The 13712-nt window shown below is 69.6% G+C and carries 9 protein-coding genes; 5 read left to right on the plus strand and 4 right to left on the minus strand.

The genetic code is table 11. The features are described 5' to 3' along the window. Positions 1-26: 26 nt before the first annotated feature. Both D7W81_RS08410 and D7W81_RS08415 read left to right on the plus strand, forming a co-directional pair. Positions 27-1322 (plus strand): MFS transporter, encoded by a 1296-nt coding sequence (locus D7W81_RS08410; protein ID WP_244227058.1) that lies wholly within the window; start codon positions 27-29, stop codon positions 1320-1322. Between the two features lie 5 nt (positions 1323-1327). Next, a complete protein-coding gene (locus tag D7W81_RS08415) occupies positions 1328-1810 on the plus strand; it encodes a GNAT family N-acetyltransferase (protein WP_158621492.1) in 483 nt (160 codons plus the stop codon). A 903-nt stretch (positions 1811-2713) separates the two neighbouring features. On the opposite strand, the gene D7W81_RS08420 is transcribed toward D7W81_RS08415, so the two are convergent. From D7W81_RS08420 to D7W81_RS08430, 3 genes are read right to left on the minus strand one after another with little or no spacing between them, the layout of a single operon-like run. Beyond that, positions 2714-3946, minus strand: a complete 1233-nt coding sequence (locus D7W81_RS08420; RefSeq protein ID WP_120554815.1) for an HlyD family secretion protein — start codon at positions 3944-3946, stop codon at positions 2714-2716. Between the two features lie 3 nt (positions 3947-3949). Continuing rightward, positions 3950-5581 carry a DHA2 family efflux MFS transporter permease subunit gene (locus D7W81_RS08425; protein ID WP_120554816.1) on the minus strand — a complete coding sequence of 544 codons (1632 nt, stop codon included), beginning with the start codon at positions 5579-5581 and terminating at the stop codon, positions 3950-3952. A 1-nt stretch (position 5582) separates the two neighbouring features. Beyond that, entirely contained in the window at positions 5583-6152 is a 570-nt protein-coding gene (locus D7W81_RS08430; protein WP_158621494.1) for a TetR/AcrR family transcriptional regulator, read from the minus strand. Between the two features lie 420 nt (positions 6153-6572). On the opposite strand from D7W81_RS08430, the gene D7W81_RS08435 reads away from it, so the two are divergent. Then, positions 6573-8249: a GMC oxidoreductase gene (locus D7W81_RS08435; RefSeq protein WP_208721213.1), complete on the plus strand. Its 1677-nt coding sequence runs from the start codon at positions 6573-6575 to the stop codon at positions 8247-8249. 64 nt (positions 8250-8313) lie between these two features. Here the strand turns inward: D7W81_RS08435 and D7W81_RS08440 are convergent, their stop codons facing one another. Continuing rightward, on the minus strand, positions 8314-11586 hold the full coding sequence (locus D7W81_RS08440) for a C45 family autoproteolytic acyltransferase/hydrolase (protein WP_120554819.1): 3273 nt from the start codon (positions 11584-11586) through the stop codon (positions 8314-8316). A 249-nt stretch (positions 11587-11835) separates the two neighbouring features. Between D7W81_RS08440 and ada the strand changes: the two genes are divergently transcribed. Together ada and D7W81_RS08450 are read left to right on the plus strand one after the other, a co-directional pair. Then, on the plus strand, positions 11836-12963 hold the full coding sequence (ada, locus tag D7W81_RS08445) for a bifunctional DNA-binding transcriptional regulator/O6-methylguanine-DNA methyltransferase Ada (RefSeq protein WP_120554842.1): 1128 nt from the start codon (positions 11836-11838) through the stop codon (positions 12961-12963). Continuing rightward, complete coding sequence (locus tag D7W81_RS08450) at positions 12960-13709, plus strand: 2OG-Fe(II) oxygenase (protein WP_279637808.1); 750 nt, start codon at positions 12960-12962, stop codon at positions 13707-13709. The genes ada and D7W81_RS08450 overlap by 4 nt, the downstream gene beginning before the upstream one ends. Positions 13710-13712: the final 3 nt, after the last annotated feature.

Below are 13712 nucleotides of genomic sequence, written 5' to 3' on the forward strand. Positions count from 1 at the left end.
CCACCCTCCCCTGTCCCCGCCTGTAGGTGTCACCCTTGATTGAACAAGAGACAGCCCTTCCCGCCACGGCGCCCGCCGAGGAAGCGCGTTGGTCCTGGCCACCGTTGTTCGGCTTGCTGGAGGTGCAGTTCGGCGCCGCGGTGGGCTACCTGCAGACGGCGGTGCCGTACTGGCTGGCGAAGGACGGGATGCCGCTGGCGGAGATTGGCGTGCTGTCGGGCACGGCCTTCTCACCGCACGCGTGGAAGCTGTTGTGGGTGCCGCTCATCGACCTGGGGCCGTGGCGCCGCGTCTGGTACGGCGTGAGCACGCTGCTCACCGCGGGGCTGATTCTCGCGTGCGCGGTGTTCCCGGATCCCGCGCAGCACCTGGGCGTCTTCACGCTGCTGCTGACCGCGTTGCAGGCGGCGGCGACGACGGCGCACGCGGCGCTCAACGGGCTGATGGCCACGACGTCCAAGCCGTCCGACAAGGGGCGCACGGGCGGCTGGCAGATGGCGGGCAACGTGGGCTCCACCGCGCTCATGGGCGCGCTGGCCATCTTCCTCGCGAGCCGGTTCTCCCGGCAGGTGGCGCGCATCGTGCTCTCCACGCTGGTGCTGGCGAGCGGCGCGGGCATCTTCTGGATCACCGAGCGGCACGACCCGGCGACCGTGCCCACCGGGCCGCTGTTCCGGGCGGCGGTGGACCGGGTGAAGAGCATCGTGGTGGACCTGGCGAAGACGGCATTCAGCCGCGACGGGCTCATCATGCTCATCCTCTGCCTGGCACCGGTGATCTGCGGCGCGCTCACCAACCTCTTCAGCGCGATGGCGGGCGCGTACCAGGTGCCGGAGCACACGGTGGAGCTGGTGAGCGGCCTGGGCATGGGCGTCACCGGCGCGGTGGGTTCGCTGGTGGGTGGCTGGCTGTCGGACCGGATGAACCGCAAGCTCGCGTACGCGCTGATGGGCGGCGCCACCGCGATGTGCGCGTTCGCCATGGCTGCGGGGCCGATGACGACGAGCACGTACATCTGGGGTTCGCTCGCGTACAGCCTGGCCAACGGCGCGGGGTTCGCGGCCTTCGCCGGCATGGTGCTGGAGATGGTGAGCGAGGGTGCGGCGGTGACGACGAAGTACTCGCTCTTCGTCGCGGCCTCCAACTTCGCCATCAGCTACACCACGGCGCTGGACGGGCACGCGTCGGAATTCAGGGGCATCGGCACGCGCGCCACCATCGCGGCGGACGGGCTCATCACGCTGGTGGGCATCACCATCGTGGCGCTCATCTTCGTGCTCTTCCTGCGCAAGAAGCCGGCAGCGGCCGCCGCCACCGCGTGAGCCCCTTGGCCTCCTCCCCCGTCGAGGTCGTCCCCTACCGGCCGGAACTGCGCGCGCATTTCGAGCGGCTCAACCGGCAGTGGATCGAAAAGGACTTCCGCATCGAGGGCTCGGATGAGGCCTCCTTCGCGGATCCCCACGGGATGTTCGTGGCGCCGGGGGGCGAGGTGTTCTTCGCGCTCGTGGACGGGCAGGTGCTGGGTACGTGCGCGCTGAGGCGCGAGGACGCGGACACCTTCGAGCTGTGCAAGATGGCGGTGGCCCCGGAGGCCCGGGGCCGCGACCTGGGCGACGCGCTGATGCGGGCCGCGCTGGCCACGGCCCGCGAGCGCGGCGCGAAGCGGATGGTCCTGGTGACAAACAGCGCGCTGGGGTCCGCGCTGGGCCTGTACCGCAAGCACGGCTTCGTCATGACGCGCAGCGGCCCGGAGATTGCCCGGGAAACGGGTTACTCGCGCGCGGACGTGGAGATGGCTGTCACGCTCTGACGGCGGACCACCCGCGCCAGGCCCCCCGCCCAACCGGTCCGACGGTCGGACCCGTTTCTGAAGCCCGGATGGAGCTGAAGCTCCCCCTGCCGGGGGCGGTGGTTCCAACCGGTCCGACTGTCGGACCAATTCGTGCGGTTCGGCCGGACCGACCCCCTCCTGCCACGGCGGTGGTTCCAACCGGTCCGACTGTCAGACCAATTTGTGCGGTTCGGCCGGACCGGCCCTCCCTGCCCCGGGCGGTGGTCCAACTGGTCCGACTGTCGGACCAACTCGTGCGGTTCGGACGGACCGGCCCCCTCCTGCCACGGGCAGGTGGTTCCAACTGGTCCGACTGTCGGACCAACTTGCGCAGCCCGGATGGAGCGGCCCCCTCCTGCCACGGGCGGTGGTTCCAACTGGTCCGACTGTCGGACCAACTTGCGCAGCCCGGATGGAGCGGCCCCCTCCTGCCACGGGAGGTGGTCCCAACTGGTCCGACTGTCGGACCAGCTCGCGCGGCTCGGCTGGAGCCGACGCCCCTTGCCACGGGAGGTGGTCCCAACTGGTCCGACTGTCGGACCAGCTCGCGCGGCTCGGCTGGAGCCGACGCCCCTTGCCACGGGAGGTGGTTCCAACTGGTCCGACTGTCGGACCAGTTCGTGCGGTTCGGCTGGAACCGAAGCCCCCTTGCCGCGGGGCGGTGGTCCAACTGGTCCGACAGTCGGACCAGTTCGCGCGGGCCGGCCCTGACGGGGAGGCCTGCCCGGCTCCCAATTTCTCATTCATGGGGATGGAATGCGTCCCCGAGGACCTCCCCCACCGTGCAAGACAGGCCAGTGCGACCCGCGTCCATCACGGCATGAAAAAGCGCCGCGTCCCTTAGCGGGGCGCGGCGCTGGGATGTGGCGCTTCCGGCGTCGGCTACTTCGTGTGCACCGTCACGTCGGCGGAGAGGCCGGCGCGCAGGGCCAGACCTTCGGGCAGGTGCACCCAGGTGATGCGCACGGGCACGCGCTGCACCACCTTCACGAAGTTGCCGGACGCGTTGTCGGGCGGCAGCAGGGAGAACCGGGAACCGGTGCCTCCGGACAGGCTCTCCACCTTGCCTTCCAGCTTCTCTCCAGAGAAGGCGTCCAGTTCCACCTCCACGCGCTGGCCGGGCTGCATGTGGCCCACCTGCGTCTCCTTGAAGTTGGCCACCACGTAGGTCGTGGTCGGCACCAGCTCCGCCACGGCCTGGCCCGGGGAGAGCAACTGGCCCGCGTGCACGGACAGCTTGGACACCTGGCCGTCCGCAGGAGCGACGAGGCGCGTGTCCTCCAGCTGGAGCTTCGCCTGTTCCAGCGCGGCCTCCGCCCCCTTCACCCGCGCGTGCGCCAGTGACGCGTTGGCCTGGGCGGCGGCGATCTTCTCGTCGATGGGCGCGCTCACGTCGAGCTGGCCCCTCGCCTCCGCGACCTTGCTCTCCGCGGTGCGCCGGCCCTCTTCCGCCAGGGCAAGCTGCGCGCGGGCGCCTTCGAGCGCGGCCTGCGCCGTCTCACTGGCCGTCTGCGCGTCATCCAGCGCGCTCTGTGCCACCACGTTCTGCTGGCGCAGGCTCCGGGCGCGCTCCAGGTCCAGCGTGGCCTTGCGGGCCTGGGCCTCCGCGCGCGTCACGGCCGCGCGAGCCGCCGCCACCTGCGCCTGGGCGCTGCTCACCGCGGACGTGCTCGTGGACACGAGCGCCTTCGCGCTGGACAAGCCACCCTTCGCGCCGGCCTCCGCCACCGTGGCCTGCGCGTCCGCCGCGACCGCCTGGGCTCGCGCGGACTCCAGCTCCGCCTCCGCCTGCTTCACGCGGGCTTCGTACGGACGCGGGTCGATTTGAAGGAGCACGTCGCCCTGGTGCACGGTGGCGTTGTCCTTCACCGCCACCTTCACCACGGGGCCGGACACGCGCGCGGACAGGGGCACCACGTCCGCCTCCACCTGCGCGTCGTCGGTGGTCTCCTGCCCGGCCGTGACGACCTTGAAGCCACCGATGGCCAACAGGATGGCGGCCACGACGACACCGAGGAGGAGGAAGCCCCGCTTGCCGCGCTTCGCCTGCACCTGGGCGGCGGACGCGGGCGCCGCTTCGGGGACGAGTTGGGGCGCTGTCGTTGTCGTTGCCATGTCTTAAATCTCCACGTCGATGTGGGGTTTCTCGTGGGAGCCCCCGACGCTTGGGGGGTCCTTGAGGAAGTAGATGAGCGGCAGCACCACCACGAACATCAGCGATGCCAGGACGAAGAGCTTGTCGAACGCGAGCACCATGGCCTGCCGCGACACGTTGCCCACCATCAGCTGGAGGCTGGCCATGCTGGCGCTCGCGGCGTCCAGGCCGTGCTGCATCAGCCCCTTCTGGGTGGCTGCCATCCGGCTGGCCACCTCCCAGCGCTCCGGGTTCAGGTGCGCCGCGATGGAGGCCTTGGACAACACGGTGTAGCGCGACAGGAGCGTGGTGAAGATGGCCAGACCCACGGACCCGCCAATCTGGCGCAGCAGCGAATTGAGGCCCGTCGCGTCCGCCATCCGCTCGCGCGGGATGCTGCCGAGCGCCGTGGCGCTGAGCGGCACGAACATCAGGCTGAAGCCCACACCCTGCAGCGCGATGGCCGCGATGATGTTGCTGGAGCCGGTGGCGAGCGAGAAGTGGCTCATCTCGTAGGCGCCGAAGCCCGCGAACACAATGCCTATCCCCACCAGCACCCGCGCCGGCACCTTGCCATACAGCCGCCCGACGATGGGCATCATCAACATCATCACCAGCGTGCGCGGCATCAGCGAGAAGCCGGACTGCGTCGCGGTGAAGCCCAGCAACTCCTGCATGAACACCGGCAGCAGGAACATGCTGGCCATGAGCACCGCGAACACCAGCGCGCCCAGGAGCGTGCCGGACGCGAACACCGGGTCCTTGAACAGGCGCAGGTTCACCGCGGGCGCTACCGCGGTCAGCTCGCGGATGACGAAGGCGATGAGGCACGTGGCGGAGAGCAGCGCGCAGAGGACGATGACGGGGGACTCGAACCAGTCATCCGCCTGCCCCTCCTCCAGGAAGTACTGGAGCGAGGCCAGGCCCATGCACAGCAGCGTGATGCCGGACCAGTCCATGTGCTTGCGCTGCTTCTCGGCCTCCAGGCGCGCGGTGGCGCGCAGCTGTTCGTCCTCCTGGACGAAGCGGGCCACCATGAAGAAGCCCAGGATGCCCACCGGCACGTTGATGAAGAAGATCCAGGACCAGTGCCAGTTGTCCACGATGTAGCCGCCCAGCGTGGGGCCAATGGCCGGGCCCACCATCACCGCCATGCCGAAGATGGCCATCGCGGTGCCCTGCTCCCTGGGCGGGAACGTCTGCCGGAGGATGGCCTGCTCGGTGGGTTGCAACGCGCCCGCGCCCAGGCCCTGCAGGAAGCGGAAGAGCACCAGCGTGGGCAGGTTCCACGCGAGGCCGCACAGGAACGAGCCCGCGACGAAGAGCACCAGGCACGCCAGGTACACGCGCTTCTGGCCGAACATGCGGCCCAGGAAGCCCGTGAGCGGCATCACCATCACCGTGGCGATGACGAAGCCGGTGGTGGCCCAGGTGATCTCCTGCACCGTGGCGCCCACGGCGCCGCGAATCTGGGGCAGCGCCACGTTCACGATGGACGAGTCGATGGCGCCCATCAGCGTGCCGAACGTCACCGACAGCGTGACGAGCCACTTGTTGACGGGGGCCTTGGGCGTTGCTTGCGCCAGGACCTCCGGTGTCGCGACGGCTGTCGCCATGTCACTCGACCTCGATGCCCTTCAAGAAGACGCGGAGGATCTCCTCCGCCCAGGCGGCTGCCGGAAGGCTCGCGGCGGCGTCCTCGCGCAGGCTGTCCAGGGCGCCGCGCACCATTCCCAGCAACAGGGCCGGATAGAACGCGCGGCCCTCCGCGCGGATGTCTCCATCCTTGATGCCCCGGTCGATGATGACCGTCAGGCGCCGGTGGAGCTCCGCCATCATCCGGCTCTTGCGCGCGGGGTCCTCCGGCAGTTGCACCAGCGTCCGCACGAACGCGTCCTGCTCCGCCGCGTGGGCGAACACCGCCGTCACGAAGGCCCGCAGCTGCTCGCGCGCGGGCCGCTTCGCCACGGGCGCCTGGGCCGCGTCCAGCCGCTCCAGCATCACCTGGCGGCGCTTCACGCGGAGCGCGTCCAGCAGGGCCGCGCGGTCGGTGAAGTGGTTGTAGAGCGTCCCCACCGACACGCCTGCCTGCTCGGCGATGGACTCCATCTTCGCCGCGTGCAGGCCGTCCCGGGCGAACACCGCCGCGGCCGCCGCCAGGATGGCGTCGGCGGTGGCTTCCTTCATGCGCGAGCGCAGCCGTTTGACGGGCGCCTCAGATTTTGAATCTCGATTCATTTCGTGAAGGGAGATTTAACCTTCTCTCCGCCGGAGTCAAATCGACCGGGGCTTCCCAAGGGGGAAGCGGGCATCCGGGGGCCCGTTGGACCGGCGCGGGAATGCAAGCCACCAATCCGGAATGTCAATCAGACGAGGCTTGGCTCGCCCGCAATGACAGGTCCACGGGGACCCGCGACCGCGGTGCCAGTCATTTCAATCCCTATCGCCATTGACAGACGAGCCGCGCCTGATGGGAGTATTTTGTCTGACAATCCCGGCCCACGGGAGTGTCCACAAGGAGCGCTCATGTCCGCTGCTTCGTCGACTCCCAATTTCCAGCATGGCTTTCCCACCCCTGGTCCCCAATCCCCCACGGGGCAGCGGGTGATGGATCACGTCTTCTTCCTGTCCCACGAAGGATGGAAGAAGGCCCGGGAGGAGAAGAAGTACGACCTGGTGATTGTCGGAACGGGCTTCTGCGGGCTCGCCGTCGCGCACCGCGCCCTGGAGCAGAACCCGCACTGCCGCATCCTGATGCTGGAGCGAGGCCCCTTCTTCCTTCCGGAGCACTTCCAGAACCTGCCCCTTCCCTATGTCGGAACGCTGGGCGGCCTGTCGGAGACGTTCCCGTGGACGCTGGCGGCATCCACGGCGAGCGGCGCGGATGGCACCGTCAGGTGGCAGCACGGAATGGTGCCCTTCTTCGGAGGGCGGTCCATCCAATGGAGCGCGTGGTGCCCCCGCCCCAAGGACCAGGAACTGGAGGGGTGGCCGGCGCGCACCATCGCCGCGGCCGAGGAGAACTTCGCCCGCGCGGAGGCGCTGCTCCAGGTGCGGCCCGCGGACGAGGTGGACGCCCACCGGACCCCGGAGGAACTGAGCATCATCCAGAAGCAGCGGCCCGTGTACGGCGCCCTGCAACTCACCGTCCAGCGCTTGCTGGAGCAGGGCCACGGACAGGCGCCCGCCATCTACCGGACTGAACCGGCGCCGCTCGCCTCCGGCTCCCCCGACACCAACGGCATCGACTTCCAGAAGTATGCGACGCCCGGAGCCCTGCTCGAGCTCGTGATGAACCAGCGGCGGTTGGACCTGGAGCACAAGGGCGCGCCGCTCGACATCGCCACGGAGTGCATCGTCGAAAGCATCGTGCAGCAGGATGGCAGGGCGACCGCGCTGGTGACCTCGCGCGGGGTGCTGCCGCTCAACGACGCGAAGCTCGTCCTGGCCATGGGCACGCTTCCTCCGACGACGCTCGTGCGCAATTCCTTTCCCCACCTCAAGAACGTGGGGGAGCGCTTCGCCGCCCACTTCATCACCTCCGTGGTCGCGCGAGTGCCCCGCGCGGACCTGGACCCCAAGGGGGAGCTCGGGAACCTGGAGCTGGGAGCGTGCTACGTCGCCGGCAAGGGGCAGACCTGGTCGCAGCAGTTCCACATCCAGCTTTCGGCGCTGTCGGACCGCGACCCCGAGCGCAACGCGGGCACCGCGCTGAGGTACATGCCGGACGTGGTGGCCACCGCCTCCATGGCCCAGCTCCAGTCCTCCAAGGAGTACGTGGTCTTCGTCTGCGCGGTGCTCGGCGAGCTGGACTTCCGCAATCCGAACTCGTGGTTCCGGGCGAACGGCGCGGACGCGGACCCCACCACCAACTCGCTGCTCCGGGTGACGGTGAATGAGAGCGACCAGCGGACCTGGGACGTGATGGACCGCAGCACCTTCGAGGTCCTGGAGAAGGTGCTCAGCCCGAAGGGGCCAGACCGGGTGCAGTACTGGCACGGTCCTCCCGACGCGGGCACCTGGACCTCCAGCCGCCCGGAGATGAAAGAGCGGCGGGTGGACGCCCTCGTGCATGAGAGCTCGACGCTCCACATTGGCGAGGACGACCACGCGCCGGTCAACCTGGACTACCTGTTGAGGGGAACGAAGAACGTCTACATCACGGGAGGCGCGCTCTGGCCCCAGGGCGGCTCCTGGAACCCGACCATGACCATGGTGGCCCTGGCCATGGACCTCGCGGCCCGGCTGGTCCCGAAGTACCACGGCCCCCCGCCAGCGCCCTGAAGGGGCGGCCCGTCCCCACCGCGCGGAAGCACTCCTGCCTCCGCGCGGTGCCGGGCGCCGTTTCTCAGGGCGTCAGCATGCCCAGCTTGGGAGCGGGCAGGTCCACGGAGACGTCCTGGGTGAGGCTCTCCGGGGTGTGGAAGCCCTTGCCGCTCACCTCGCCCGCGCGGAACAGGGCCCAGCTCTGGAGGCCACGCTGGAAGGAGCGCGTCATGTGCCACAGCTCCAGGCCGCTGTTGGCGACGAAGAGGTACATCGTGCGCTTGGGGTTCCAGGGGTTGGGCAGCGCCAGGGCCAGGCCGTCATCCGCGCGGCCGTACGTCTTGCCCTGCCACCGGAAGTAGCGCCGGCCCAGCTCCACCGGCAGCTTCTTCTCCGCCGCCAGCCGCGCCATCAGCCCGTTGTCCTCCAGGCCTCCGAAGACGACGAGGTCGCGGTCCGCCAGCTCCGCGTCCGTCACCTCCGCGTCGGGCTTGAGCGGGGCCAGCCGCTCCGGGGACGCGTCCGCCAGCTGCTCGCGGTAGTTCGTCGCCAGCGTGCGCATGGACTCCACCTGGCGCGCGGAGCCGTAGACGAAGAGGAGCTTCTCCCAGTCATCCAGCGTGTTGGCCAGGGTCTGGTAGCGCTCGCGGGCCACGGGGATGTCGTTGCCCACGTTGAACACCACGCGCACCGGCCGGTCCGGGACCTTCACGGTGAAGGTGTCGCTTGCGCCCTTCACCTCCACGCGCTCCAGCACGCTTCCCTTCTCCGTCTGCACCTCCACCAGCGTGGCGAAGCGCCAGGGCGTGCCGGACTGGTCCACCTTCAGCGTCACCTCGTAGCCCTCCTTCGCCTTCTGGGCGCGCGTGGTGAGGCGCGGCGCGGGCAGGCCCCCGCGCTCCACCCACTGCTTCACGAGCGGGCCCAGGTCCTGGCCCGCGGCCTCCGAGGCGGTGCGGATGAAGTCCTGCGTGGTGAGCTTCTTGTTCGCGAACTTCGCGTGCACCGCGCCCATCACCTTGGCGAACTTCGCGTTGCCCAGGGTCAGCCGCAGCTGGTGCAAGAGGTACGTGCCCTTGATGCGCGGCACCGCGTACTGGCCGTAGCGGCCGTAGTCCGTGCGCGCGGCGGTGGGCACCACGTCGCCCTCGCGGGCGGTGATGTACAGGTAGCGGGCGTTGAGCTCCGCCAGCGCGTCGCGCTGCGTGTCGAAGGCCTTGGAGAGGTCATCCCCCTCCGGCAGGTCCTTGAGCTGCGTCCAGTACGCCGCCGAGCCGCTGCCGAACCAGTTGTCCGCGTCCGTCGCGGGGAACACCGTGTTGGCCCAGAGCTTCTTCTCGTCGAAGGACAGCGCGTCCTTCACGCGAGCGAAGTCGCGCTTGGGCTTTTCCGCCTTGGGCTCCGGCTTCTGCTTCGCCTTGGCGGCCTTGAGCTGATCCGCCACGTAGATGGGGCTGAAGGCGGTGTAGCCCAGGGACAGGTGCGGCGTGGCGCCGGGCAGGTCCGGAATCCAGCGGCTGCCCACCATCTTCTCGCGCAGCGTCGTCTTGCCGTAGTGGGCCAGGAACATCAGCTTCTCGGTCATCTCCGACGTCGTGATTTTGCCGTCACACGCGTGGGGGCGGTTGATGGGGCTGGAGGCCATCATCCGCGTGGCGCTGTCCACGTCGAAGCCGCCCTTGCCGTACTTCGCGTAGGCCTCCTGGAAGGCGATGTCGCGATTCCACGTATTGAAGGCCAGGTCCACCGGGGCGTTGCTCGCGTTGGGCACGGACTCCTTGCGCACCTCCGGGTCGCGGTTGTTGTTGTTGGCCCAGATGAAGTCCTTGAGGTTTCCGGGCGTGTCGGAGGGCTTGCCCTTGCTGCCGGTGCGCCACAGGCGCGTCTTCGCGGTGCCCAGCAGGAGGCACGCGCCCTCGTCCGTCTTGGTGTCCGCGAGCGTCCAGTCGTTGGTGTAGAGGCCGTTGTTGCGGTCCTTGAGGATGCGCTCCACATCGTCGATGGAGTTCGCGTACTGCACGGCCTTGCGGATGCGGTTGCTCTGCGGGGTGCCGTCGATGTTGAAGGGCGTCTGGCCCACCGTCGTCTCACCGATGACGATGCCCGCGTCGTTGAGCATCCAGTCGGAGCCGCTGTGGATGCCGCCCGGGAAGGTCTGCATCACGAAGCGGTGGCCCTTGGTGGGCTGCACGTCCAGCACCACGTCCCAGTGGACGCCGGTGTAGCCGTTCCACATGAAGATCTGCCCCATGACGACGCGGCCGTCCTTCGTCGCGGACTTGGTGGCGACGAACGACGAGCAGTGGTCGCCCTCCCCCGCACGGCCGTTCTCGTCCTCGCCCTTGAGGAAGGTGCGGCCGGTGAGCGGGGACGCGGTGACGCGGTTGGCGTCGTCCAGCTGGCCCAGGTCCACGGCGGAGTTGAGGGCGACGACGTCCAGCACGTCCAGGTCGCGCTCCTTGCCGTCCGGGCCCTTGAACTTCGCGCCGCCCACGTTGGCGCCGTCCGCGATGCCCTTCATCTCCTCCAGGAACTCGGCGTCGAAGCGGCGCAGGAACAGCGAATCCGCGAGCAGGCGCACCTGCGCCCAGCCCTTCGCGGCGTCCGCCTTGTCCTTCTGGATGCCCAGCTTCTCGATGTAGCGGACGATCTCCTGGGACACGAGCTCGCCGTACTGCCGCCCGCGCTCGTAGGGCTCGCCCTCGATGTGCACGTACACCCAGCCGCCGTCGTCGTAGCGGAAGCCCTTGCCCGCCCAGCGCACGCTCTCCATGGGGACGTACGCGGTGACGTCGTCCACCTCCTCCAGCTTCACGTCGTCGAACCACGCGGTGCCGGTGGCCTTGCCGTTGTGGCCCAGGTGCGCGCGCACGCGATCACTGGACTGGGTGGCGAAGAACAGCACCTGCACCCGGCCGCTCTGGTCCGCGCCCTGCGGCGGCGAGCAGTTGGTGAAGGGGAAGCTCTGCATGGACAGACATGCGCCCAGCGCCGTGGGGTAGCGGGCCTGCGCGTCCGCCTGCACTCCCTGGGTGCGCACCCAGGCGGAGAGCCGGTAGAGGCGGCCCACCTGGAGCTTCACGGGCTCGGAGACGACGGTGGTCTCCGCGCCACCCTGGGGACTTTCGATGGCGAGGCTGCGGCTGCCCTGCGCCTTCGCGTCGGTGCGGGCGGACACCTTGCCCTGACCGGACGCCGTCCAGCCCTGGGGCAGGCCGGTGGCGGCGGCGCTTTCGAAGCCGGCGTTGGGGACGGCGATGGACGCGGGAGCGGCCCAGGCGGAGGCCGAAGCGCAGGCGGCCAGCGTGGGCCAGAGCAGACGGGAGCGCTTCCACATCAGACGCGGGTGGGACATGGCTTGCTCATGGGAAGGAGGAATGGGTGCGGCATCCTGTCACGACCTACGCAGGCGTGCCGCCACGCATTGCGCGCCCCCGGCTGGCGGGCGTGTGGGGGAGCACCGCTTCACTCCATGACGCCATGCTCCATGACGCGAAGTGCGGCGTTTCCGAATTCGACCGCAAGGCGCGGAGTGCTGGGCTGGAAGCCGGGAGCTAGGTTTCCCATCGTGGTCATGGGGACCGCGCTCGAAGGGAGGCAGGGCATGGCGACGAAGGCGGAGGCCCTCGCGGCGGCGACGTTGGGCGACCCGCGCTGGGAGGCGGTGGCGGCCCGGGATGCGGCGGCGGATGGGCGCTTCTTCTATTCCGTGCGGACCACGGGGGTGTACTGCCGTCCGTCATGTGGCGCCAGGACGCCCCGGCCTGAGAACGTGGACTTCCACGCGACGGTGGCCGCGGCGGAGCAGGCGGGGTTCCGCGCATGTAAGCGCTGCAAGCCAGGGGAGCCCTCGCTCGCCGTGAAGCACGCGGACCGGGTGGCCGAGCTGTGCCGCTTCATCCAGGCCGCCGAGGAGATGCCGAGCCTGGAGGACCTGGCGGAGCGCGCGGGCCTGTCACCGTACCACCTGCACCGCGTGTTCAAGGCCGTTACCGGGCTGACGCCCAAGGGGTACGCGGCGGCGCAGCGAGCGGAGCGGATCCGCACGGGCCTGACGAAGCGCGGCTCCGTCACCGAGGCCATCTACGACGCTGGCTTCAACTCCAGTGGCCGCTTCTACGAAACCTCCAGCCAGGTCCTGGGCATGACACCGACGAACTTCCGCGCCGGGGGCGCGAACACGGAGATCCGCTTCGCCATCGCGGAGTGCTCGCTGGGGCCCATCCTGGTGGCCGCGAGCGACCGGGGCGTGTGCGCCATCCTGATGGGGGATGATCCGGACGCCCTGGCGAAGGACCTCCAGGACCGCTTCCCGCAGGCGACACTCGTGGGCGGGGACGCGAAGTTCGAGCAGCTGGTGGCGAAGGTCGTGGGCTTCGTGGAGGCGCCGGGCGTGGGGCTGGACCTGCCCCTGGACGTGCGGGGCACGGCGTTCCAGCAGCGCGTGTGGCAGGCCCTGCGGGAAATTCCGGCGGGCAAGACGGCGAGCTACACGGACATCGCGGAGCGGATCGGTTCACCGAAGTCGGTGCGCGCCGTGGCCCAGGCCTGTGGCGCGAATGCGCTGGCGGTGGTGATTCCGTGTCATCGGGTGGTGCGCAATGACGGCGCGCTGTCCGGCTACCGCTGGGGCGTGGAGCGCAAGCGAGTGTTGCTGGACCGCGAGGCTGAGCATGCGGCGAGCCCCGTGGAGTCCCAGCGCGGCGGGCTGGCGCGTGGGGCCCGGGGATGAGTGCACGACGCGGCGGTGCGCTCGCGGTCCGTGCCATGGCGGGCATTCCGGCACGGGTGCGCGCGGTGGACTGGGAGGGAACGGGCCGGGAACTGGACGCCCGTGGGTGCGCGGTGCTGGAGCACCTGCTCACGCCGGGTGAGTGCGAGACATTGGCGCAGCGCTACGACGCAGAGACGGCGTTCCGAAGCCGTGTGGTGATGGCGCGACATGGGTTTGGCCGGGGTGAATACAAATACTTCGACCATCCGCTGCCGGAGGTCGTGACGGCGCTGCGCACGGCGCTGTACCCGTGCCTCGCGCCCATCGCGAACCGCTGGAACACGGCGATGGGCATCGACGTGCGGTATCCAGACGCGCACGCGGACTTCCTCACGCGCTGCCATGAAGCCGGACAGGTGCGCCCCACTCCCTTGCTCCTGCGCTACGGCGTGGACGACTACAACTGCCTGCACCAGGACCTGTATGGCGAGCACGTCTTCCCGCTCCAGGTGGCCGTCCTCCTCTCCGAACCCGAACGGGATTTCACGGGCGGCGAGTTCGTGCTGACGGAGCAGCGCCCCCGCATGCAGTCACGCGCGGAGGTCGTCCCCCTGCGCCAGGGAGACGCGGTGGTCTTCGCGGTGCACCATCGTCCTGTGCAGGGCACGCGCGGCACGTACCGCGTCAACCTCCGGCACGGCGTCAGCCGCGTGCGCTCCGGGCTGCGGCACACGGCGGGGATCATCTTCCACGACGCGGCGTAGACC

This window comes from Corallococcus aberystwythensis (assembly GCF_003612165.1).
Lineage (GTDB): Bacteria > Myxococcota > Myxococcia > Myxococcales > Myxococcaceae > Corallococcus > Corallococcus aberystwythensis.